Raw genomic sequence first — 22,980 nt, 5'->3', positions numbered from 1 at the left:
GCTAGCGTGGAAACATGACGATCGCGGCGACCGACGAGGCAGTGCACGTGCGGGCGCCCGGCAAGATCAACCTCTTCATGCGCGTCGGCGAGGTGCAGCCCGACGGCTACCACGACGTCGCCACCGCCTACCAGGCGGTGTCGCTCTACGAGGACGTGCGGGCGTGGCCCGACGACGAGTTCAGCGTCGAGTTCGGCGGCTCGATCGATACCTCGGGGCTGCCGGCCGACGCCTCGAACCTCGCGATCAAGGCCGCGAAGCTGCTCGCCCGCACCGCCGGCGTGCCCGGCGGCGTGCACCTCGAGATCGACAAGCACGTGCCCATCGCGGGCGGCATGGGCGGCGGGTCCGCGGATGCCGCAGCAACCCTCGTGGCCTGCGACGCCATGTGGGGCACCGCGCTCAGCAAGGAGGAGTTGCACGCCCTCGCGGCGAAGCTCGGCGCGGACGTGCCGTTCGCGCTCACGGGCGGCACGGCGATCGGCACCGGACGCGGGGACCGGCTCAGCCCGGCGCTCGCCACCGGATCGTTCCACTGGGTGCTGGCGGTGGCCGAGTTCGGGCTCTCGACCCCCGGTGTGTACCGCGAGCTCGACCGGCGCCGCGAGGCGGACCCGGCGCTCGGGCCGGTGTCGTCGACGCCGCGAGTGGATGCCGCCGTGCTGCAGGCGCTGCGCGCCGGGGACGCGCGACTCCTCGCCGACGCGCTGCACAACGACCTGCAACCCGCCGCGCTCGGCCTCGCGCCCGGGCTGGGCGGGATCCTCGAGCTCGGCGAGACGCACGGCGCGCTCGCCGGCATCGTGTCGGGCTCCGGGCCGACCGTCGCGTTCCTCGCCGAGGACGCCGACTCGGCGCTCGAGCTGCAGATCGCCCTCTCCGCGTCGCGCCTGAATGCGGTGCACGTGCACGGCGCCGTCCACGGCGCCCGGGTCATGCACGCCTGACCCGCCCCACCCTCGCCCTCCCTACCCCACCCTCGCCCTCGCCCTCGCGCCGCGCCCGCCTCGCCCCCCCCCGTGCGTTGAAACCTTGTGTTCGGTGCGGCATCCGTCAGAGGGCGCACAGAACACAAGGTCTCAACGCGTCATAGACGCTGTGGAGAGTGGATCGAGTGCCTCCGCCGAGACGGGCAGGCTGAGCCGATGCGTCGACAACGAGACCTTCCTCCACGGCTGACGGCTGCGGAGGCGTTCACTTGGGCAGAGGCGAGACGCGCCGGGGTCGGCGCACGACGGCTCGCCGGCGCCGAGGTCGACCGACCGTTTCGGGGCATCTACCTTCCAGCCGTCGACCCGCGGGATCAGGTCGCACTGGCCAAGGCGTACGCCAGACGGATGCCCCCCACGCAGTTCTTCAGCCATTCGACGGCTGCGGCGATCCTCGGAGTGCCGCTGCCGGCATCCATCGCGGGGTCCGCGCGCGTCCACGTGTCGGTTCGACTCGGCGGGCAGCCGCCCCGTGCGCGCGGTGTCGTCGGGCACACCCTCGCGCCCGACCGGATCGACGTCACGAGCCTCGGCGGGCTCGCGCTGACGAGTGCAGAGACGACCTTCGCGCTCCTCGGCGGGATGCTCGAACTCGACGACATGATCGTCGCCGGCGACTACCTGGTGACTGGCGAAGCTCCGCGGGGCGGCGCACCCGCCCTCGCCACCGTGCAGTCACTCCGCGAAAGCGCCGTTCGACAGGGCCGGGGCCGCGGGGTGAGGACGCTGCGAGCCGCGCTGGGCGAGATCCGAGTCGGATCGCTCTCCCCGCGTGAGACGCTCACCCGACTCCTCATCGTGCGCTCCGGGCTTCCCGAACCCGAGCTGAATCATCCCGTCTTCGACGAGATGGGGACGTTGCTCGCGTTGGTCGACATGGCGTACCCGAAGCACCGCGTCGGCGTCGAGTACGAAGGAGACGGTCATCGGGAGAAGGGGCGATTCCGAGCCGACATCCTGCGCCGGGAACGCCTCGAGGACCTGGGCTGGACGATCGTTCGACTGACCTCCGACGACATCTCGCCGGATCGTCCGCGCCGCGTCGCCGAGACGCTGGCGCGAATCGAGTCTCGTCTCCGAATGCGCGGCTGGACGCCCTGATTCGGCGCCCGCGCGTGCGCATCGCGTCCGACCCGCGCGTGCCCATCGGGTCCGCCCCGCGCGTCGAAACCTTGTGTTCCGTGCAGCAACGACCGTCAGGTGCACCGAACACAAGGTTTCGACGAGGTGGGGGGCGGGCAGGAGGGTGGCACGGGGAGGGAGGGCGGCAGCGGGGAGGGCGCCGCGGGGCGGGCAAGTAGGGTGGAGCCAGACATGGCACACCTCCTCGGCGCCGAGCGCCTGCACCTCGAGTTCCCCACGCGCACCGTCTTCGACGAGGTCACCCTCGGCATCGACGAGGGCGACCGCATCGGCGTCGTGGGCCGCAACGGCGACGGCAAGTCCACGCTGCTCAAGCTGCTCGCGGGGCGGATCGAGCCCGACGCCGGACGGGTGACGCGCCGCCGCGGCATCCGGATCGGCATGCTCGACCAGGCCGACGTCGTCGACCCGGGGCACACGGTCGCCGAGGCGGTCGTCGGCGGCATCGACGAGCACGTCTGGGCGGGCGACCCCAAGGTGCGCGATGTCATCGGCGGCCTGCTGGCGGATGTCCCGTGGCACGCGCAGGTCGGCAGCCTCTCGGGCGGCCAGCGGCGGCGCGTGGGCCTCGCGGCGCTGCTCGTGGGCGACTGGGACGTGGTGTTCCTCGACGAGCCCACCAACCACCTCGACGTCGAGGGCATCGCCTGGCTCGCCGGGCACCTGAAGCGCCGCTGGTCGACGGATGCCGGTGCGCTCGTCGTCGTGACGCACGACCGGTGGTTCCTCGACGAGGTGTGCACCGACACGTGGGAGGTGCACGACGGGATCGTCGAGCCGTTCGAGGGCGGATACGCGGCGTACGTGCTCCAGCGCGTGGAGCGCGACCGCATGGCCGCGGCATCCGAGGCGAAGCGGCAGAACCTCATGCGCAAGGAGCTCGCGTGGCTGCGCCGGGGCGCGCCGGCGCGCACGTCGAAGCCGAAGTTCCGCATCGACGCGGCGAACGAGCTCATCGAGAACGAGCCGCCCGTGCGCAACCCGGTCGAGCTGAACCGCCTCGCGGTGTCGAGGCTCGGCAAGGACGTCGTCGACCTGCTCGACGTGTCGGTCGTGTATCCAGTTCCGGATGCCGCGCCGGGCGCGCCCACGACGAAGACCGTGCTGCACGAGCTCGAGTGGCGCATCGCCCCGGGCGAGCGCACCGGCATCCTGGGCGTGAACGGCGCCGGCAAGTCGACGCTGCTCGGACTCGTGACGGGGGCGGTGCAGCCCACCACCGGACGGGTGAAGCGCGGCACGACCGTGCGCATCGCCACCCTCAGCCAGGAGCTGTCGGAGCTCACCGAGTGGGCCGACCAGCGGGTCAGCGCGGTGGTCGCCGAACAGCGCACGGCGTACAGGATCGGCGAGGGCTCGAAGGCCGTCGAGCTCACGCCCGGGCAGCTGCTCGAACGGCTCGGCTTCTCGAACGCCCAGCTCTCGACTCCCGTGAAGAACCTTTCGGGCGGCCAGAAGCGGCGGCTGCAGCTGCTGCTCATCCTCCTCAGCGAGCCGAACGTGCTCATCCTCGACGAGCCGACGAACGACCTCGACACCGACATGCTCGCCGCCATCGAGGACCTCCTCGACTCGTGGCCCGGCACGCTCCTCGTCGTGAGCCACGACCGCTACCTCATCGAGCGCGTCACCGACCGGCAGTTCGCGATCCTCGACGGGCACCTGCGCGACCTGCCGCGCGGCGTCGACCAGTACCTCGAGCTGCGCCGGGCGACGGATGCCGCGGGCGGCACGGGTGCGGCGTCCGACACGACGCGTCCCGTCGCCGCGGGTGGTGCCGGCGAGTCGGATGCCGCTCGTGACGTACGGCCTGCCGTGGCGGCATCCGCAGCCCTAACCGGAGCGGAGCGACGCACCGCCGAGAAGGAGCGCTCGTCGATCGACCGGCGGCTCGAGAAGCTGCAGGCGCAGATCGCCGCGCTGCACGAGAGGCTGGCGCAGCACGACCAGGGCGACTACGTGGGGCTCGGCGTGCTCGGCGACGAGCTGGGCGCGCTCGAGTCGACGGTGTCCGAGCTCGAGACGCGGTGGCTCGAGGTCTCGGAGGCGCTCGAGGCCTGACGGGCTCGAAGCATCCGTCGACTTCTCGGGTCGGTGTCGCAGGGACTGTGACGGATCATGACCACGTGGTCATACGCTCGAAGATACTTCGCCTAACGTGGAGATGCGCCCGCGTTCGCGGCATCGACGCCCCCACCGACACGAACCGTGGCGGAGCCATGCCAGCTCCATGCCATCAGCACCTGATCGCGGCGCGCCCACGCGAAAGGGAATCACCGGAATGTCACGCACCACAACCAAGCTCCTCGCCGCCCTGGCGACCCTGCCGCTCGTGGCCGCGCTCGCCGCCTGCGCCACGCCCGCCGCCGGCGAGAACGGCGACGACGTCGTGAAGATCGGCGTCGTCGGCAAGGCCGACCCGCAGTGGGCGGCCTTCGAGGATGCCGCGGCCGAGGCCGGCATCGACATCGAACTCGTCGACTTCGCCGACTACGCCCAGCCCAACCCGGCGCTGACCGAGGGCGAGCTCGACCTCAACCAGTTCCAGCACATCGTCTACCTCGCCGACTACAACGTGTCGGCCGACGAGGACCTCACGCCGATCGGTGCGACCGCGATCTACCCGCTGGGCCTCTACTCGACGAAGTACGACTCGGTGAAGGACATCCCCGCGGGCGAGACCGTGGCGGTGCCGAACGACGCCTCGAACCAGGCCCGCGCGCTGCTCGTGCTGCAGTCGGCCGGGCTCGTCGAGCTCAAGAGCGGTGGCTCGATCTTCTCCGACCTCGCCGACATCGACGAGGCGAAGTCGAAGGTGAAGGTGACGGCCCTCGAGGCGTCGCTGACCCCGACGTCCCTGCCCGACGTCGCGGCCGCCGTCATCAACAACGACTTCGTCGCCGATGCCGGCCTCAGCTTCGAGGACGCGATCGCGCAGGACGACCCGAGCGACCCGAACGCGCTGCCCTACGTGAACATCTTCGCGGCGCGGGCCGACGACGCCGACAACGAGACCTACCTGAAGCTCGTCGACATCTTCCAGACCGACCCCGACGTGCAGGCCGGCCTCCTGGAGTCCTCGGGTGGCACGGCGGTGCCCGTCACCACGCCCGTGTCCGACCTGAAGGACTCCCTCGCCAAGGTCGAGGCCGACACCAAGGCCGCGAAGGGCTGACGCCCGCGACCGATTCGACGGATCGATCGCGACGCGAGCGGGCGGTGGGCGCCGAGAGCCCACCGCCCGTCTCGGCGTTCCGGAAGGAGCATCCATGGCTCTCGTGAGCCTCACCAACGTCAGCAAGTCGTACCCGCCGGCCGAGCGCGGCGGTGCGCAGGTCGTGGCCGTCGACGACGTGACCCTCGACATCGAGGCGGGTGACGTCTTCGGCATCATCGGCTACTCGGGCGCGGGCAAGTCCACGCTCGTGCGCCTCGTCAACGCGCTCGAGCCCGCGACGTCGGGCCGCATCACGGTGGACGGCCGCGACCTCACGGTCATGCCCGAACGCGAGCTCCGCGGCATCCGGCTCGGCATCGGCATGATCTTCCAGCAGTTCAACCTGTTCGGCGCGAAGACGGTATGGCAGAACATCGCCTATCCGCTCAAGGTCGCGGGCGCCTCGAAGGCCGAGATCGCGGCGCGCGTCGCCGAGCTGCTCGACTTCGTCGGCCTGGCCGACAAGGCGCGGAACTACCCCGACCAGCTCTCGGGCGGGCAGAAGCAGCGCGTGGGCATCGCCCGGGCGCTCGCCACCTCGCCTCGCCTGCTGCTCGCCGACGAGGCCACGAGCGCGCTCGACCCCGAGACGACGCAGGAGGTGCTCGCCCTGCTCAAGCGCGTGAACCGGGAGTTCGGCGTGACGATCATCGTGATCACCCACGAGATGGACGTCATCCAGTCGATCGCCACGAAGGTCGCCGTGATGGACGGGGGTCGCGTGATCGAGCACGGCGACGTGTTCGACGTCTTCTCGGACCCGCAGAACCCGTCGTCGCGGCGCTTCGTGTCCACGGTGGTAAAGGGCGTGCCGTCGCCGGCCGAGCTCGACGTGCTGCGCGAGCGCCACGAGGGCCGCATCGTCACGATCTCGTTCCGGGACGGCGACGTCTCGCAGGCCTCGGTGTTCCTCGAGCTCGCGGCGGCGGGCCTCGAGTTCGAGCTCGTCTACGGCGGCATCAACGACATCCAGGGCCGCGCGTTCGGCCACCTCACCCTCGCCATCAGGGGGGCGGATGCCGCGATCGACGCGGTGCTCGCGCGGATCGCCGAGCGCGTCGACGTGACGGAGGTGCCGTGATGGACCGGTTGTTCGAACTCCAGGGCGAGTTCTGGGCCGCGGCGGTCGAGACGCTCTACATGGTGGGGCTCACGCTGCTGATCGGCGGCACGGCCGGCCTCCTGCTCGGCATCGTGCTCTACACGACGCGTCCGGGGAGCCTGCTCTCCAACGGCGCGGTGTACAACGTCGTGAACGTCGTCATCAACTTCTTCCGCCCGATCCCGTTCATCATCTTCATCGCGGCCGTGCAGCCGCTCTCACGACTCGTGATCGGCACGGGCATCGGCAACAACGCGCTGATCTTCGCGCTGTCGCTCGCGGCGTCGTTCGCGATCGCCCGCATCGTGGAGCAGAACCTCCTCACCGTGTCGCCCGGCGTCATCGAGGCCGCGCGGTCGATGGGCGCAAGTCCGCTGCGGATCCTCGGCACCGTCGTCGTGCCCGAGGCGCTCGGGCCGCTCATCCTCGGGTACACGTTCGTGCTCGTCGCCATCGTGGACATGACGGCGGTCGCCGGCCTCATCGGCGGCGGCGGCCTCGGCACGTTCGCCCAGGTCTACGGCTACCGGCAGTTCGAGCCGGTCATCACGTGGGCGGCGGTGCTGCTCATCGTCGTGTTCGTGCAGGGCGTGCAGTTCCTCGGCAACTGGCTCGCCCGCAAGGTGCTGCGGCGGTAGCTCGGCGCCGCACGATCCGCGCCATCGGGCTCGCGCCGGGCCACTCCGGGCCGCTCAGTCGAAGCCGAGGCTGAGCTTGCGCAGCAGCCCGGCGAGCCGCTTCTGCTCGGCGGCGGGCAGGCTGTCGAGCAGCTCGGCCTCGGCGTCGACGAGGCGGGTGATCGCGGCATCCACCCGGGTGAGGCCGGCGGGGCTCATCTCGACGAGGATGCCGCGGCCGTCGTTGGGGTCGGTCTGGCGGCTGACGAGCCCGCGCTCGACGAGCCGGTCGATGCGGTTGGTCATGGTGCCGCTCGAGACGAGCGTCTGCTGCAGCAGCTGCTTGGGGGAGAGCCGGTAGGGCGAGCCGGCGCGGCGCAGTGCCGAGAGCACGTCGAACTCGGATGCCTCGAGCTCGGACCTCGCGAACGCCTGCCGCCGCGCGCGGTCGAGGTGCTTCGAGAGCCGAGCGACGCGAGAGAGCACCTGCAGCGGCGCGAAGTCGAGGTCGGGTCGCTCGCGCTCCCAGTCGCCCACGATCCGGTCGACCTCGTCAGCATCCGTCATGCCGCCATTATCCCGCCGCGCCGGGGGCGGCCGGCGCGCCGGAGCATCCTGCGGACTCGGCTGTGTGCAGGTCAGCCCGTGGGCGGAAGCGCCTCGCCGGTCTCGAGCAGCGACTTCATCGAGCTCAGGACGAACATCCACCCGGCGCCCGACACGCCCTCCGCCGTCTTCGGCGAGCCCTCGAGACGATCGTGGGTGAGCGTGACGAGGCACGTGCCGCCGTCCTGCGGCTCGATCTCCCAGGTGACCCGGCTGACCGGCTCGGCGGCCATCTCGGCCTCGTAGTGTGACCGCCACTCGTGCACGAGCCGACGCGGCGGGTCGAACTCGAGCACGGCGTCGGGCTCCCAGTCCTCCCCGCGCGGCCCGATGTGCGAGCGGCGCTCGGGCGTGATCTCGATCGTCACGCGGTGGAAGTACTGCACGGTCAGCTCGGGCCGGGTGATCGCGGCCCAGATCTCCTCGGCGGTCGCGCGGATGTAGACGTGGTAGACCTGCGTCGTCGTCATGGTCGTTGCTCCAGTTCTCGTTTGAGGTCGACGAGCGCCGACGCCGGGCCGACCCGGTACTTGTCGATCCAGCGGTCGTGGATGAGTCGGATGGGCGCGACGTTCAGGAAGTGCAGCTTCTCGCGGCCGGAACGCCGGGCGGTGACCAGGCCCACGTCCTCGAGCACGCGCAGGTGCTTCATCACGCCGAAGCGCGTCATGTCGGCGAGCGCCTCGAGGTCGGCGAGGCGGGCGCCGTCGTGCTCGAACAGGTGGTCGAGCAGTCGTCGCCTCGTGGGATCCGCGAGGGCCTTGAACACCGCGTCGTCGTCGTCCATCACGATCAGGATACGTGACCAATAGGTCACATGACAAGACCAGACGCGACGCCTCGCGGCGCCGCGTCTGGCAGACTGTAGGGCGCTCGGAATCGTCGATTCCGAGCGGTCCGCCATGGTGTAACGGCAGCACGACAGCCTTTGGAGCTGTGAGGACCAGGTTCGAATCCTGGTGGCGGAGCATGGACCAGAATCTCGCCATCATCGTGCTCGCCGCCGGCCAGGGCACCCGCATGAAGTCCGCCACCCCGAAGCTCCTGCACCCGCTCGCCGGATCGCCGATCGTGGCCCACGTGCTGCGCACCGCGAACGCGCTCGACGCGGCGCACGTCGTCGCGGTCGTGCGCCACGAGCGCGACCAGGTGGCCGCAGAGGTCGAGGCCGTCATGCCGGGCGTCGTCGTCGTCGACCAGGACGAGATCCCCGGCACCGGGCGCGCCGTCGAGCAGGCCATCGCCGCGCTGCCCGACGACTTCGCGGGCGAGGTGCTCGTGCTGAACGGCGACGTGCCGCTCCTCGACGCCGACACGCTCGCCGCCTTCCTCGAGCAGCACCGCGGCCATGCCGCGCAGGCATCCGTGCTCTCGGCCGTCTACGACGACCCCACGGGCTACGGCCGCGTCGTGCGCGGCGCCGACGGCGCGTTCGACCGCATCGTCGAGCAGAAGGACGCCACCGCCGAGGAGCGCGCGATCGGCGAGATCAACGCGGGCATCTACGCGTTCGGCGCCGCCGCGCTGCGCGACCAGCTCGCGAACCTCACCACCGACAACGCACAGGGCGAGAAGTACCTCACCGACGTGATCCAGCTGCTCCGCGAGGCGGGCTCCGAGGTCGAGGCGGTGCCGGTGTCCGAGCCGTGGCTCGTCGCCGGCATCAACGACCGGGCCCAGCTCTCCGAGACCGCCGCCCGCCTCAACGCGCTGATCGTGCGCGGCTGGCAGCTGAACGGCGTGACCATCGACGACCCGGCGACCACGTGGATCGACCTCGACGTGAAGATCGAGCCCGACGTCACGATCCGACCCGGCACCCAGCTCAAGGGCGCCACGGTGATCGCCACCGGCGCCGTCGTCGGCCCCGACACGACGCTCGTGGACTGCGAGATCGGCGCGGGCGCCGAGGTGAAGCGCACGGATGCCACCCTGTCGGTCATCGGCGCCGGGGCATCCGTCGGCCCGTTCTCGTTCCTGCGGCCCGGCACGGTGCTCGGCGCCGACGGCAAGATCGGCACGTTCGTCGAGACGAAGAACGCGACCATCGGCCAGGGCAGCAAGGTGCCGCACCTCTCGTACGTCGGCGACGCCACGATCGGCGAGCACTCGAACATCGGCGCCGGCTCGATCTTCGCCAACTACGACGGCGTGCGGAAGCACCACTCCGATGTCGGCTCGCACGTGCGCACCGGGTCGCACGGGGTCTTCGTCGCGCCCGTTAGGATTGCCGATGGGGCGTACACCGGCGCCGGCACCGTGGTCCGCAAGGACGTTCCCGCGGGCGCACTCGCCGTGAACGTGGCCCCGCAGCGCAACATCGAGGGATGGGTCCAGAAGCATCGACCCGGCACCGCGGCAGCCCAGGCGGCCGAGGCCGCCGCAGAGGCATCCGGCTCCGACGAAGACTGAACGCACCGGCTCAGCGCGGGTGGAGAGGACAGACCACATGTCGGGAATCGAGACCACCGGATCGAAGCGCCTCGTGCTCGTCTCCGGACGAGCGCACCCAGAGCTCGCCGAGCACATCGCCGAGGAGCTGGGATCCGAGCTCGTGCCGACCGACGCCCGCACCTTCGCGAACGGCGAGATCTACGCGCGCTACGACGAGAGCGTGCGCGGCTCCGACGCGTTCGTGATCCAGTCGCACACGTCGCCCATCAACGAGTGGCTCATGGAGCAGCTCATCATGATCGACGCGCTGAAGCGCGCGTCGGCCAAGCGCATCACCGTGGTCTCCCCGTTCTACCCCTACGCCCGCCAGGACAAGAAGGGCCGGGGCCGCGAGCCGATCTCGGCGCGCCTCGTCGCCGACCTCTACAAGGCCGCCGGCGCCGACCGCATCATGTCGATCGACCTGCACGCCGCGCAGATCCAGGGCTTCTTCGACGGCCCCGTCGACCACCTCTTCGCCATGCCCGTGCTGCTCGAGCACTTCAAGGCCAAGCTCGACCCCTCGACGCTCACGGTCGTGTCGCCCGACATGGGCCGCGTGCGCGTCGCCGACATCTGGAGCGACAAGCTCGGGGTGCCGCTCGCGATCATCCACAAGCGCCGCGACCCGCTCGTGCCGAACCAGGTCTCGGTGCACGAGATCGTCGGCGACGTGAACGGACGCGTGTGCCTGCTCGTCGACGACCTCATCGACACCGGCCGCACCATCGCCAAGGCCGCCGAGGCGCTGAAGGCCAACGGCGCGATCGGCGTCGTCGTCGCGGCCACCCACGCGGTGTTCTCCAACCCGGCCGTCGACATCCTGCAGAGCGAATCCATCGACAGCGTCGTGGTGACCGACACGCTGCCCGTCCCGCCCGAGAAGCGCTGGGACCGCCTGACCGTGCTGCCGATCGCCCCGCTGCTCGCCCGCGCCATCCACGAGGTCTTCGAGGACGGCTCGGTGACGAGCATGTTCGACGGCGCGGCGTAGGCCGGCCCGATGGCGATCACGACCCCGCGTCCCTGGCTGTCGAGCTACGCCGAGGGCGTGCCGCACGACGTCGCCGACGAGCGGGGGTCGCTGTTCGACCTCGTGCACGAGTCGGTCGAGCAGTACGGCGACCATGTCGCGCTCGAGTTCTTCGGTGCGACCACGACCTACGCCGAGCTCGGCGAGCAGATCGACCGCGCCGCGGAGGGCCTGCGCGCGCTCGGCGTGCAGCACGGTGACCCGGTCGCCCTCGTGCTGCCGAACTGCCCCCAGCACATCGTCGCCTTCTACGCGGTGCTCCGCCTCGGCGCGATCGTGGTCGAGCACAACCCGCTCTACACGCCGCGCGAGCTGCGGCACCAGTTCGAGGACCACGGCGCCCGCGTCGTGATCGCGTGGGACAAGGTCGTCGAGACCATCCAGGCGTTCCCGGCGGATGTCGCGGTGCAGTCGATCGTCTCGGTCGACGTGACCCGGGCCATGCCGTTCCTGACCCGGTTCGCCCTGCGGCTGCCCGTCGCGAAGGCGCGCGAGTCGCGGGCCGCGCTCACCACGAAGGTGCGCGGCACGGTGCCGTGGCGCGAGCTCGTGGCATCCGACCGCATCGATGCCGCCGTCGCTGCGCCCGCGGCATCCGACGTCGCCCTCATCCAGTACACGAGCGGCACGACGGGAAGCCCCAAGGGCGCCACGCTCACGCACGCGAACCTCGGTGCGAACGCCGCACAGGCGCGCGCGTGGGTGCCCGAGATCGAGCGCGGCACGTCGGTGGTGTACGCGGTGCTGCCGATGTTCCACGCCTACGGGCTCACGCTGTGCCTCACGTTCGCGATGAGCATGGGCGCCCGGCTCGTGCTGTTCCCGAAGTTCGATCCCGAGCTCGTGCTCAAGGTCGTGAAGCAGCGTCCGCCCACGTTCCTCCCGGCGGTGCCGCCGATCTACGACCGGCTCACGAAGGCCGCCGCCGATGCGGGCGTGTCGCTCGACGGCATCCGCATCGCGATCTCGGGCGCCATGCCGCTGTCGGCCGACGTCGTCGAGCCCTGGGAGGCCGCGAGCGGCGGGTACCTCGTCGAGGGCTACGGCCTCTCGGAGTGCTCGCCGGTGCTCATGGCCAACCCCGTCGCGCCCAACCGCAAGGCCGGCACCGTCGGACTGCCGCTGCCCTCGACCGAGGTGCGCGTCGTCGACCCCGACCAGCCGACCGTCGACCGCGAGGCGGGTGCCGAGGGCGAGCTCATCGTGCGCGGTCCGCAGGTGTTCTCGGGCTACTGGAAGAAGCCCGACGAGACCGCCGCGGTGTTCGTACCGGCCGACGACGGCGGCGCCGACTGGTTCCGCACGGGCGACATCGTCGCGATCGACGACGAGGGCTTCGTGCGCATCGTCGACCGCATCAAGGAGCTCATCATCACGGGCGGCTTCAACGTGGCGCCGAGCGAGGTCGAGGAGGCCATCCGGGCCCACGCCGACGTCGAGGACTGCGCCGTCGTGGGCCTGCCCGACGAGCACTCGGGCGAGCAGGTCGTCGCGGTGGTCGTGCTGAAGCCGGGCGCGACGTTCGACGAGGCGGCCATCCGTGCCTTCGCCCGCGACGGGCTCACCGCCTACAAGGTGCCCCGGCGCATCGTGGTGGCCGACGACCTGCCCCGCTCGCTCATCGGCAAGGTGCTGCGCCGCGAGGTGCGCAACGGCCTCCTGGAGGGCTGAGGACCCCGTGCCGTTCCTCTCCGCCGACACCGCCGCAGCCCTCGCGCGCCTGGCGCGGCTCGAGGCCCCTGAGGCGGGGGAGTCGGAGCAGGCGGGCGACTCGGATGCCTCGCCGCTCGAGCGGCTCCGGGGCATCCGCTCGCTCGCGGTCGCCCTCGAGGCCGAGCCCGCCATGCTCGTCGCCGTGCGCGAGGCACTGGCCGCCGGGGCCACGTGGGAGGAGGTCGCGGATGCCGCGAGCCTCAGCCCCTCGGCCGCGAAGTACCGCTGGGCGGGCGGCGACGACGCCATCGCCGAACGCCAGGAGGCGAGCCGCAGGCGCAAGCGCGAACGACCCTCGAGCTCGCCCACCGACCTGCCTGGCCTGTCGGTCGCCGAGGCGGCGAAGCGGCTCGGCGTCACCCCCCAGGCGATCTACCAGCGCGTCACGCGCGGGCAGCTCGAGGCGCGCACGGTCGAGCTGGCCGACGGGCGCACCTACAAGCGGGTGTTCCCCGACGAGGCGGCGACGGCCGCTCCTGACCCGGCCACCTGAGGCGAGCGACCTCAGGCGTCGCGCTGGTCGGGCCCGACCTGCTGCGGCTGCGGCAGGGTCGGCATCGGCCCGAGGTTGCCGAGCAGGCGCTCGCTGCCGTGCTCGGAGATCGCGAAGCACTCCCAGCCGGGCCCGCCCGGCGCGAACAGGTCGAACGACGACCGGAATCCCGCCGCATCCGTGTCGTACGCCGCCACGTAGACCGAGCACGCCCGATCGGCCGCCGACCTCGCCACGCCGTACGCCGAGAGCACGAGGGGCAGCAGCAGCGCGCCGAGGGCGATCAGCACCACGACGCGCAGCACGCGGCGCCGGCGGTGGCCCGGCATGGGCCGTCCGTCGTCGTCGTCCCAAGGGTCGGGTTCGAGTTCGGGATGCCGCTCGCTCATGCCGCACCCTCCACGAAGACGCTGGCGACACCGCCGACGCTCGCGAGCAGGGTCGCCGCCGCGACGCCCACGAGCGCCCCGGCGGGCGGGGTGATCACCAGGCGCGCACCCGACAGCTGACGTTGGCGCACGGTGCCGATGACCACGGCGGCGCCGGATGCCGCGAAGAGCAGCACCCCCACGGCCACGAGCCCCGGCTCGCCGGCGACCAGGCCGGCACGCATCGACAGCAGGGCGTTCACCGCGAGGGCGAGCGCCGTGCGCGTCCACGAGAGCGCGGTGCGCTCGGGCTGCAGGCCCGGATCGCCGGTGGCATCCACGACGTAGGGGTTCATTCCGGTACCGATCCGCTCACGAGACGACCACGGCTCACGTGATGACGAGCAGCACGACGAGCACCGCGCTGGTCAGGAGGCAGGCCCCCGCGAGCGCCGGCAGCACCCAGCTGAACGGCAGTGGACGGCCCAGGCGAATGGCGATCTCGTTGCCGCGCCAGCGCGTGTAGGACACCACGCTGAGCGCCGCCGCGATGACACCGAGCCCGACGGACAGCACGACGACGGCGGGGCGGGGCCCGAGCTCGGTCGCGAACTGGTGCAGCAGCACCCCGCCCGCGAGGAGCGCGAGCGCCGTGCGGATCCAGGCGAGGAACGTGCGCTCGTTGGCCAGCGTGAAGCGGTAGTCGGGCTCGGTGCCCTCACTCCGCCACGCCGGTTCCGGCATCCGCTCGCCCCTCGTCTGGTCCGTCCAGACTACGTGACTAGTGCGATGACGGCGTGGTCTCGATCTCGGACCGGTCGCCCGACCACAGCGTGTGGAACACGCCCGGCTTGTCGACGCGCTGGTAGGTGTGCGCGCCAAAGAAGTCGCGCTGGCCCTGGATGAGGGCGGCGGGCAGGCGCTCGGCGCGGAGGCTGTCGTAGTACGCGAGCGACGACGAGAACGCCGGCGTCGGGATGCCGGCCTGCGCGGCGATGCCGATGATGCGGCGCCAGCTCTCCTGCGTGCCGGCGACGGCGTCGCGGAAGTAGGGTGCGACGACGAGCGCCACGAGGCCCGGGTCCTCGGCGTAGGCCTCGGCGATGCGGTTCAGGAAGCGGGCGCGGATGATGCAGCCGGCGCGCCAGATCTTCGCGATGTCGCCCTTGTGGATGTCCCAGCCGAACTGCTCGGCGCCGGCGACGATCTCGTCGAAGCCCTGTGAGTAGGCGATGATCTTCGACGCGTAGAGCGCGCGGCGCACGTCCTCGATGAAGGCGTCGACGTCGGCCTCGGCGACCTTCCACTCGCCCGAGGGGCCGGGCAGGTCGGATGCCGCCTCGCGCTGCGCGCGCTTCGACGAGAGGCTGCGCGCGAACACGGCCTCGGCGATGCCCGAGGTGGGAACGCCCAGGTCGAGGGCGTTCTGCACGGTCCACGCGCCGGTGCCCTTGGCGCCCGCCTCGTCGAGGATGACGTCGACGAGCGGACGGCCGGTCGCGGCATCCGTCTGGCGCAGGACCTCGGCCGTGATCTCGATGAGGTAGCTCTCGAGCTCGCCGTCGTTCCACTCGGCGAAGATGTCGGCGATCTCGGCGGGCGACTTGCCGGTGCCCTGGCGGATGAGGTCGTAGGCCTCGGCGATGAGCTGCATGTCGGCGTACTCGATGCCGTTGTGCACCATCTTCACGAAGTGGCCGGCGCCGTCGGTGCCGACGTGCGTGACGCACGGCTCGCCGTCGGGGGCGACCGCGGCGATCGACGCCAGGATCGGGCCGAGCGTCTCGTAGGCCTCCGCCGAGCCGCCGGGCATGATCGACGGGCCCTTGAGCGCGCCCTCCTCGCCGCCCGAGATCCCGGCGCCGACGAAGTGGATGCCCGTGGGTGCGATCTCGGCCTCACGGCGGATCGTGTCGTGGAAGTTCGCGTTGCCGCCGTCGACGATGATGTCGCCCGGCTCGAAGCGCTTGACGAGCTCGGAGATGACCGCGTCGGTGCCCTTGCCGGCCTGCACCATGATGATCGCCGTGCGCGGCTTCGCGAGGGAGGCGACGAAGTCGTCGTAGCTCTCGCCGGCCACGAAGCCGGCCTCGGGGTGCTCGCTGGTCAGCGTCTGCGTGCGCTCGGGGGAGCGGTTGAACACGGCGACGGTGTTGCCCTCGCGGCTCGCCAGGTTGCGGGCGAGGTTCGACCCCATCACCGCGAGTCCGACGACGCCGATGTTTGCTGATCCGGTTTCAGGCACGAAAGTTCTCCTCGTGGGTTCGGGGTCGCCTCCAGCGTACTGTGAGCGGCGCTCACCGTTGCGCGCTGTTGCGGTGAGGCTGCGCCGCTGCGGTGGGGCGGATGCCGCGTCCGCCGTTCGGCTAGCCTGCAACCCATGAGCGCCTCAGCCCACCCGCCCAGGGTCGTCGTCATGGGGCCGAGCGGTTCCGGCAAGTCGGTCGTCGGAGCGGCGCTCGCGCAGCGGCTCGTCGCCCGGTTCCCGGGAACGGCGTTCGTGGACTCCGACGACCTGCACCCCGCGGCGAACGTCGAGAAGATGCGCAGCGGCGTACCCCTCGACGACGACGACCGGTGGCCCTGGCTGCGGCTCGTGGGGGAGGCGCTCGCCGCGGGCGATGCCGGCGTGGTGGTCGCCTGCTCCGCGTTGCGCCGCGCCTACCGCGACGCGATCCGCGCGGCGTGCCCGGCCGCGGTGTTCGTGGAGCTGGTGGTGCCGGCCGAGCATCTCGGCGAGCGGGTGCGCGATCGTGCCGGCCACTTCATGCCCCCCGCCCTCCTGGCCTCGCAGCTCGAGGCGCTCGAGCCGCTCGCGGAGGACGAGGCGGGCGTCCGCATCGAGAACGTCGGACCCGTCGACGCGGTCGTGGAACGCGCGATCGCGGCACTCGAGTCGGACTGGTAGACTCTCCCCTTGGTCTTCCGCGTTCACGCGCGGCAGGCCTGACAACTTCGGCGAGGGAGGCCCGGTTCGTCCGCGAGAGCGGCGGGCGGGGCATCCGTGATCGACGCGGTGGAACCAGGCTTCACGGCTGTTTCCTCACGCACCAGCGCATGTCAGATGCTGCGCGTTCGAGTCGAAACGACAGACATACGATCTGGGCCGCGAGCCCGCAAGGAGAACCACCATGGAGCAGGACAACAAGGTCGTCGCCGACGCGCGCGAGACGTTCGGCAAGGGCGCGGCCCGCAAGATCCGCGCCGCCGGCAAGATCCCCGCCGTGCTGTACGGCCACGGCACCGAGCCGCAGCACCTCACCCTCCCGGGCCACCAGGTCGCGCTGCTCATCCGCAAGGCGAACGCCGTGCTCGACCTGCAGATCTCGGGCAAGAGCCAGATCGCACTCGTGAAGGACGTGCAGAAGGACCCGGTGCACCAGGTCATCGAGCACATCGACCTCATCGTCATCAAGCGCGGCGAGAAGGTCCAGGTCGAGGTCCCCGTGCACACCGAGGGCGAGTCGTACCCCGGCACGATCGCCGACCTCGACGCCAAGACGCTGCTGCTCGAGGTCGAGGCCACGCACATCCCCGAGAACATCGTCCTCTCCATCGAGGGCCTCGAGGAGGGCACGCAGATCCACGCGAAGGACGTCGAGCTCCCCACGGGCGCGACCCTCGTGAGCGACCCCGACGCCCTCGTCGTGCTCGTGCACGTGCCCCAGAAGGTCGACCTGGGCGAGGAGGCCGCCGAGGCCGCCGCCGCCGAGGCGCCCGAGGCCGAGGCGCCCGCCGAGGAGACCGCGGCCGAGTCGGCCGAGTAACCTCAGCGGACCACGCGCACGGGGCCCGCGGCGCCGCATCCGGGTACTCTCGGACTGCGGGCCGCGGGCCCCGTTCCATTTTCCTGTTCGTATCCGCGCCGTCCGGAAGGAGCCGCCCATGGGCCTCCTCGACCGATGGCGCGCCCGCCGGAAGGACGACGCCGTGGCCGAGAACACCTGGCTCGTGGTCGGGCTCGGCAACCCAGGCGCCCAGTACGCCGGCAACCGGCACAACGTCGGCCAGATGGTGGCCGACGAGGTCGCGGGGCGCCTCGGCGCGACCTTCAAGACGCACAAGACGCCGTCACGCGTGGCCGAGGGGTTCCTCCGCCCCGGTGGCCCCAAGCTCGTCATCGCGAAGCCGAACGGCTTCATGAACACGTCGGGCGGCCCGGTGTCGGCCCTGCTCAAGTACTACTCGCTGCCCGCCGACCGGCTCGTGCTGCTCCACGACGAGCTCGACATCCCGTTCGACACCGTGCGCCTGAAGCAGGGCGGCGGACACGGCGGCCACAACGGCGTGCGCGACGTGTCGAAGGCGACCGACGACGGCGACTTCATCCGCGTGCGCATCGGCGTCGGGCGCCCTCCCGGGAGGCAGGACGCCGCCGACTTCGTGCTGAAGGACTTCTCGGGCACCGAGCGGCAGTCGCTGCCGAGCCTGGTGTCGGATGCCGCGGACGCCGTCGAGGCGATCGTCGAGCACGGGCTCGTGGCGGCGCAGCAGCGGTTCCACTCGCCCGCCTGACCACGGATGCCGCGGCGACGCGGCCGCCCCGCTCCTGCCCGGCTCAGATGAGGCCGCGGAGGAAATCCTCGGGCGAGAGCCCCTCGCCGCGGGCTCGCTGCACGAGTCGGTCGTGCTCCTCGGTGGAGAGCTCGAGCGTGAGCGTGTGCCAGGCGTCGGGCGCGTCCTCCAGTGCGAAGAGCGCCGGCTCGTCGACCTCCGCCTCGGGTTCGCTCGCGTCTGCCGCCTGCCCGGACGCGCCCGCCTCGGTGGCCGCCGCGAGCTCGAGCTCGGCCTCCACGAGCCGGTGCGCCGCGACCTCGGGGGCGACGTCTGTGCCGGGCCACCCCGGGCCTCCTGGGACGGCGCCCTTGCGGCGATAGGCCTCGGCGACCGCGCGAGCCCGGGTGTCGGCGGCCTCGTTGAGTTCGTGGCCCACATGCCCGCGCACCCACTCGAAGCGGTACCGACGGCCGGCGAGTTCGTCGTCGAGCTCCTGCAGCAGGTCGACGTTCATGACCGGCTTGCCGTCGGCCTTGCGCCATCCCTTGCGCTTCCAGCCCGGCATCCACTTCGTGATGCAGTTGATGACGTACTGGCTGTCGCAGAGGACGAGCAGGTCGTCGTCGAGGTGCTTGGTCGCCCGGAAGAGCTCGAGCACGGCCTTCAGCTCCGCCTGGTTGTTGGTGGCGTGCGGCCAGCCGCCCGCCGCCCACGTGGTGTCGTCGACGTACCAGGCCCAGCCGGCGGGGCCGGGGTTTCCGAGAGCCGAACCATCGGCGGCGGCAGTGATCACGGTGTCCTTCCGGGGTCGGTCTGGTGCGGCGCCCATCGTATCGGGCGCCTGCGACGCGGCGTCGCCCGTCCGCGTCGAGGCGTTCGGCCGAGCCGTTCGCCGGCAGCGCACGGTGGCGGGCCTGTCGGAGGCCGCGCGTAGACTCGGACGGTGATCCTGCAGGGCTTGAACAGGGCGCTTTCGCGCGCCTCCACGATCGACGACGCGCTCGCCGAGGCCCTGCGGAACGCCGACTTCTCGGCTCCCGCCGGCATCGACGCGCCGCTCATCGCCGGCCTCCTCGAGCGCCGCATCGAGGCGGGCCTCCCGCCGGCGCTGCTCGTCGTCACGGCCACCAGCCGCGAGGGCGAGGCGCTGCGCGGCGCGCTGGCGCCGTACCTCGACGGTGGCGAGCTCCTCGAGTTCCCCGCGTGGGAGACGCTGCCCCACGAGCGGCTGAGCCCCTCCGCCGAGACGGTCGGGCGCCGGCTGCACGCGCTGCGGCGGCTCCACGAGTGGCAGGCGGCCGGTTCGCGGCATCCGCTCGTCGTGGTCGCCTCGGTGCGCGCCGCACTGCAGCCGCTCGCCGACAACCTCGCCGAGCTCGCGCCGATCGAGCTCGTCGCCGGCGGTCGCGGGTACGACCTGTCGCAGCTCGCGGTGCGGCTCGTCGACCTCGCGTACGCGCGCGTCGACATGGTCTCGCGCCGAGGCGAGTTCGCCGTGCGCGGCGGCATCCTCGACGTGTTCCCGCCCACCGCCGACCATCCCGTGCGCGTGGAGTTCTTCGGCGACGAAGTCGAGGAGCTGCGCGCGTTCTCGGTGGCCGACCAGCGTTCCCTGCCCGAGGTCGTCGAGCGCGTGCAGCTCGCCCCGAGCCGCGAGCTGCTGCTCACCCCGGCCGTGCGGCAGCGCGCCCGCGAGATGCTGCACGAGTTCCCGAGCCTCGCGGGCATGCTCGAGAAGATCTCGCAGGGCATCCCCGTCGAGGGCATGGAGTCGCTGGCTCCCGCGCTGCTCGAGCGGCTCGTGCCGCTCGCGCACTACCTGCCCGAGGGCGCCGCCATCGCGGTCGTGCAGCCCGAGCGCGTGGCGGGCCGTGCCGTGAGCCTCGCCGAGACGAACCGGGAGTTCCTCGGCGCCGCGTGGAGCGCCGCCACCGTCGGGGCCGAGGCGCCGATCGACCTCGCCGCCGGCGACTTCCTCACGATCCGCGAGTTCCGGCAGGCCGCGCTGTTCAGCGCGCCCGGCGAACCCGACACCCGCCGGGTGTGGTGGACCTTCTCCAGCTTCGACCTCGGCGATGCCGCCGAGGTGGTGGCCGCGTCATCCGATGCCGCGGCGGCCGAGGCGGCGGCCGGCGCCGCGTCCGAGTACGTGCGCATCGCCGCGAACGCCATGCCGAGCTTCGCGGGCAACGTCGCCGGAGCCGTCGACCACATCGGCGCGCGCCTGCGCGACGGGTGGCGCATCGTCGTGGCATCCGCCGGTCACGGCCTCGTCGAGCGCGCCCGCGACGTGCTGGCCGAAGCCGGCCTCGCGGCGCGCATCGTCGACCAGGTGCCGGCCGACCTCGAGCCCGGCGTCGCCTACCTCGTGCAGGCCGAGGCCGCGCGCGGGTTCGAGGTGCCCGAGGCCAAGCTCGCGCTCATCGCCGAGTCGGAGTTCTACGGTCGGGCGGCCGGCTACGACGCCCGCCAGAACACGAAGCTCGCCACCCGGCGGCGCAACGTCGTCGATCCGCTGCAGCTCAAGGCCGGCGACTACGTCGTGCACCAGACGCACGGCATCGGCCGCTTCGTCGAGATGGTGCAGCGCGAGGTGGCCACGGGCAGCCGGCCCACCGGCCCGAGCCGCACGGCCGGCATCCAGCAGCAGCCCACCGCCATGCGCGAGTACCTCGTGCTCGAGTACGCGCCGTCGAAGCGCGGGCAGGCGGGCGACCGCCTCTTCGTGCCCACCGACCAGCTCGACCTGCTCAGCCGCTACGTCGGCGGTGAGGCGCCCGCCCTCTCCAAGATGGGCGGCAGCGACTGGGCGCAGGCGAAGGGTCGCGCGCGCAAGGCCGTGCGGGAGATCGCCGTCGAGCTCGTCAAGCTCTACTCCGCCCGCATGGCCGCGAAGGGCCACGCATTCGGGCCCGACACGCCCTGGCAGCAGGAGCTCGAGGAGGCGTTCCCGTTCGCCGAGACGCCCGACCAGCTGCAGACCATCGACGAGGTCAAGGCCGACATGGAGCGGCCCATCCCCATGGACCGCCTCCTCGCCGGCGACGTCGGGTTCGGCAAGACCGAGGTGGCCGTGCGCGCCGCGTTCAAGGCCATCCAGGACGGCAAGCAGGTCGCGATGCTGGTGCCCACGACCCTGCTCGTCAAGCAGCACCTCGAGACGTTCAACGAGCGGTTCGCCGGGTTCCCCGTGCACGTGCGGGCGCTCTCGCGGTTCCAGACCGACAAGGAGGTGCGCGAGACCGTCACGGGCCTCGCCGACGGCACCATCGACATGGTCATCGGCACGCACCGGATCCTCACCGAGCAGGTGAAGTTCAAGGACGTGGGGCTCCTCATCATCGACGAGGAGCAGCGCTTCGGCGTCGAGCACAAGGACCAGCTCAAGAAGCTCAAGACCAACGTCGACATCCTCGCCATGAGCGCCACGCCGATCCCGCGCACGCTCGAGATGGCCGTCACCGGCATCCGCGAGATGTCGACGCTCGCCACGCCGCCCGAGGACCGGCATCCGATCCTCACCTTCGTCGGCCCCTACTCCGAGCAGCAGGTCGCCGCCGCGATCCGCCGCGAGATGCTCCGCGAGGGCCAGGTGTTCTTCGTGCACAACCGGGTCTCGTCGATCAATCGCGTCGCCGCGCAGCTCTCCGAGCTCGTGCCCGAGGCGCGCATCGCCGTCGCGCACGGCCAGCTCAACGAGCACGTGCTCGAGCAGATCGTGGTCGACTTCTGGGAGCGCAAGTTCGACGTGCTCGTCTCGACGACCATCATCGAGACCGGCCTCGACATCTCGAACGCCAACACGATCATCATCGACCGCGCCGACAAGTACGGCCTGTCGCAGCTGCACCAGCTGCGCGGCCGCGTCGGCCGCGGACGCGAGCGCGCCTACGCGTACTTCCTCTGGGACGCGCAGAAGCCCCTCTCCGAGACGGCGCACGACCGCCTCTCCACGATCGCCGCCAACAACGAGCTCGGCGGCGGCATGCAGATCGCGCTGAAGGACCTCGAGATCCGTGGCGCCGGCAACCTGCTCGGCGCCGAGCAGGCCGGCCACATCGCCGGCGTCGGGTTCGACCTGTACCTGCGCATGATCGGCGAGGCGGTGTCGGCCTTCCGAGGCGACGTCGCCGAGGGCCAGACCGAGCTGCGGCTGGAGCTGCCCGTCGACGCGCACATCCCCGAGGACTACGTCGACTCCGAGCGGCTGCGCCTCGAGATCTACCAGAAGCTGTCCGCAGCCAGCGGGCCGGCCGCCAAGGAAGGCCAGATCGACGCGGTCGTCGAGGAGCTCGTCGATCGCTACGGCACCCCGCCTGACGCGGTGACGCACCTCGTCGCGATCTCACGGCTCCGCCGCCAGGCGCAGCTCGCGGGGCTCTCCGACGTCATCGCCACCGGCTCCAAGCTCCGCATCGCGCCCGCCAACATCCCAGACTCGCGACGCGTGCGACTCGAGCGCCTCTACCCGGGCGCGAAGCACTTCGCGCAGAACGACGTCATCCTCGTGCCGTTCCCGACGCCCGGGGGCGAGCTGCCGGGAGACGCCGACCTCATCGAGTGGGTGTCGCGGCTCGTCACGGCGATCTTCCCGATCCCGGATGCCGCGGCGCCGGCGCCCGAGGCATCCGCCACCGCCTGACCGGGTCGCCGGCGCGGGGGGCCGGCGCGGGTCGCCGCCGCGGCCTCAGTGCGCGAAGGTGCCGCCGCCGCCCGCGCCCGACGCCGCGCCCCGGCGCCGGTACTGCCGCGAGCGGATCGTGACGAAC

22 protein-coding genes and 1 tRNA gene are annotated in these 22,980 nt (G+C 71.7%); 15 read left to right on the top strand and 8 right to left on the bottom strand.

Annotated features, from left to right (window positions below):
- Positions 1–14: 14 nt before the first annotated feature.
- The 6 genes from AC1DZA_RS17745 (at position 15) to AC1DZA_RS17720 (ending at position 7,089) form a co-directional block, all read left to right on the top strand.
- Complete coding sequence (locus AC1DZA_RS17745; RefSeq protein WP_309980062.1) at positions 15–947, top strand: 4-(cytidine 5'-diphospho)-2-C-methyl-D-erythritol kinase; 933 nt, start codon at positions 15–17, stop codon at positions 945–947.
- 390 nt (positions 948–1,337) lie between these two features.
- Positions 1,338–2,090, top strand: coding sequence for an endonuclease domain-containing protein (locus AC1DZA_RS17740; protein ID WP_476773741.1), 753 nt, complete (start codon positions 1,338–1,340; stop codon positions 2,088–2,090).
- A gap of 213 nt (positions 2,091–2,303) precedes the next feature.
- Entirely contained in the window at positions 2,304–4,193 is a 1,890-nt protein-coding gene (locus AC1DZA_RS17735; RefSeq protein WP_476773740.1) for an ABC-F family ATP-binding cassette domain-containing protein, read from the top strand.
- 220 nt (positions 4,194–4,413) lie between these two features.
- Entirely contained in the window at positions 4,414–5,307 is an 894-nt protein-coding gene (locus tag AC1DZA_RS17730) for a MetQ/NlpA family ABC transporter substrate-binding protein (protein WP_476761010.1), read from the top strand.
- Positions 5,308–5,401: 94 nt separating this feature from the next.
- Positions 5,402–6,430 carry a methionine ABC transporter ATP-binding protein gene (locus AC1DZA_RS17725; protein ID WP_476761009.1) on the top strand — a complete coding sequence of 343 codons (1,029 nt, stop codon included), beginning with the start codon at positions 5,402–5,404 and terminating at the stop codon, positions 6,428–6,430.
- A complete protein-coding gene (locus tag AC1DZA_RS17720; protein ID WP_476761008.1) occupies positions 6,430–7,089 on the top strand; it encodes a methionine ABC transporter permease in 660 nt (219 codons plus the stop codon). The genes AC1DZA_RS17725 and AC1DZA_RS17720 overlap by 1 nt, the downstream gene beginning before the upstream one ends.
- Before the next feature lie 54 nt (positions 7,090–7,143).
- Here AC1DZA_RS17720 and AC1DZA_RS17715 read toward each other — a convergent pair whose 3' ends face one another.
- From AC1DZA_RS17715 to AC1DZA_RS17705, 3 genes are all read right to left on the bottom strand, one after another.
- The gene (locus tag AC1DZA_RS17715; protein ID WP_309980052.1) at positions 7,144–7,635 is read right to left on the bottom strand and encodes a MarR family winged helix-turn-helix transcriptional regulator; all 492 of its coding nucleotides are present in this window, start codon (positions 7,633–7,635) and stop codon (positions 7,144–7,146) included.
- Between the two features lie 71 nt (positions 7,636–7,706).
- Positions 7,707–8,144: an SRPBCC domain-containing protein gene (locus AC1DZA_RS17710; RefSeq protein ID WP_476761007.1), complete on the bottom strand. Its 438-nt coding sequence runs from the start codon at positions 8,142–8,144 to the stop codon at positions 7,707–7,709.
- On the bottom strand, positions 8,141–8,461 hold the full coding sequence (locus AC1DZA_RS17705; RefSeq protein WP_476761006.1) for an ArsR/SmtB family transcription factor: 321 nt from the start codon (positions 8,459–8,461) through the stop codon (positions 8,141–8,143). The genes AC1DZA_RS17710 and AC1DZA_RS17705 overlap by 4 nt, the downstream gene beginning before the upstream one ends.
- Positions 8,462–8,570: 109 nt before the next feature.
- Here AC1DZA_RS17705 and AC1DZA_RS17700 point away from each other — a divergent pair.
- From AC1DZA_RS17700 to AC1DZA_RS17680, 5 genes are all read left to right on the top strand, one after another.
- Positions 8,571–8,642, top strand: a tRNA-Gln gene (locus AC1DZA_RS17700).
- A gap of 1 nt (position 8,643) precedes the next feature.
- Positions 8,644–10,086, top strand: a complete 1,443-nt coding sequence (gene glmU, locus AC1DZA_RS17695) for a bifunctional UDP-N-acetylglucosamine diphosphorylase/glucosamine-1-phosphate N-acetyltransferase GlmU (protein WP_476761005.1) — start codon at positions 8,644–8,646, stop codon at positions 10,084–10,086.
- Between the two features lie 37 nt (positions 10,087–10,123).
- Positions 10,124–11,101: a ribose-phosphate diphosphokinase gene (locus tag AC1DZA_RS17690; protein WP_476761004.1), complete on the top strand. Its 978-nt coding sequence runs from the start codon at positions 10,124–10,126 to the stop codon at positions 11,099–11,101.
- Between the two features lie 9 nt (positions 11,102–11,110).
- On the top strand, positions 11,111–12,811 hold the full coding sequence (locus AC1DZA_RS17685; protein WP_476761003.1) for a long-chain-fatty-acid--CoA ligase: 1,701 nt from the start codon (positions 11,111–11,113) through the stop codon (positions 12,809–12,811).
- Positions 12,812–12,818: 7 nt separating this feature from the next.
- Entirely contained in the window at positions 12,819–13,346 is a 528-nt protein-coding gene (locus tag AC1DZA_RS17680) for a hypothetical protein (RefSeq protein ID WP_476761002.1), read from the top strand.
- An 11-nt stretch (positions 13,347–13,357) separates the two neighbouring features.
- On the opposite strand, the gene AC1DZA_RS17675 is transcribed toward AC1DZA_RS17680, so the two are convergent.
- The 4 genes from AC1DZA_RS17675 to gndA are packed head-to-tail and all read right to left on the bottom strand — an operon-like array spanning position 13,358 to position 15,911.
- The gene (locus tag AC1DZA_RS17675; RefSeq protein ID WP_476773739.1) at positions 13,358–13,735 is read right to left on the bottom strand and encodes a hypothetical protein; all 378 of its coding nucleotides are present in this window, start codon (positions 13,733–13,735) and stop codon (positions 13,358–13,360) included.
- Positions 13,732–14,070, bottom strand: a complete 339-nt coding sequence (locus AC1DZA_RS17670) for a DUF202 domain-containing protein (protein ID WP_476761000.1) — start codon at positions 14,068–14,070, stop codon at positions 13,732–13,734. Before AC1DZA_RS17670 ends, AC1DZA_RS17675 begins: the two co-directional genes overlap by 4 nt.
- Positions 14,071–14,104: 34 nt before the next feature.
- Entirely contained in the window at positions 14,105–14,458 is a 354-nt protein-coding gene (locus tag AC1DZA_RS17665; protein WP_476760999.1) for a YidH family protein, read from the bottom strand.
- A 37-nt stretch (positions 14,459–14,495) separates the two neighbouring features.
- The gene (gene gndA, locus AC1DZA_RS17660) at positions 14,496–15,911 is read right to left on the bottom strand and encodes an NADP-dependent phosphogluconate dehydrogenase (RefSeq protein ID WP_476773769.1); all 1,416 of its coding nucleotides are present in this window, start codon (positions 15,909–15,911) and stop codon (positions 14,496–14,498) included.
- A 183-nt stretch (positions 15,912–16,094) separates the two neighbouring features.
- Here gndA and AC1DZA_RS17655 point away from each other — a divergent pair, with 183 nt between their 5' ends.
- The 3 genes from AC1DZA_RS17655 to pth all read left to right on the top strand — a co-directional run bounded on the left by AC1DZA_RS17655 (position 16,095) and on the right by pth (position 18,229).
- A complete protein-coding gene (locus AC1DZA_RS17655) occupies positions 16,095–16,622 on the top strand; it encodes a gluconokinase (protein ID WP_476760998.1) in 528 nt (175 codons plus the stop codon).
- A gap of 223 nt (positions 16,623–16,845) precedes the next feature.
- Entirely contained in the window at positions 16,846–17,481 is a 636-nt protein-coding gene (locus AC1DZA_RS17650) for a 50S ribosomal protein L25/general stress protein Ctc (protein ID WP_476760997.1), read from the top strand.
- Positions 17,482–17,599: 118 nt separating this feature from the next.
- Positions 17,600–18,229: an aminoacyl-tRNA hydrolase gene (pth, locus tag AC1DZA_RS17645; protein WP_476760996.1), complete on the top strand. Its 630-nt coding sequence runs from the start codon at positions 17,600–17,602 to the stop codon at positions 18,227–18,229.
- A gap of 43 nt (positions 18,230–18,272) precedes the next feature.
- Here pth and AC1DZA_RS17640 read toward each other — a convergent pair whose 3' ends face one another.
- Positions 18,273–19,004, bottom strand: a complete 732-nt coding sequence (locus AC1DZA_RS17640; RefSeq protein ID WP_476760995.1) for an RNase H family protein — start codon at positions 19,002–19,004, stop codon at positions 18,273–18,275.
- Between the two features lie 150 nt (positions 19,005–19,154).
- On the opposite strand from AC1DZA_RS17640, the gene mfd reads away from it, so the two are divergent.
- Complete coding sequence (gene mfd, locus AC1DZA_RS17635) at positions 19,155–22,853, top strand: transcription-repair coupling factor (RefSeq protein WP_476773738.1); 3,699 nt, start codon at positions 19,155–19,157, stop codon at positions 22,851–22,853.
- The last annotated feature ends 127 nt before the right edge of the window (positions 22,854–22,980 follow it).

The sequence above is a fragment of the Agromyces sp. P2_B3 genome (assembly GCF_056404815.1).
Note: the sequence above shows the minus strand (reverse complement) of the source record. Positions and strands in the feature narration are given on the sequence as shown.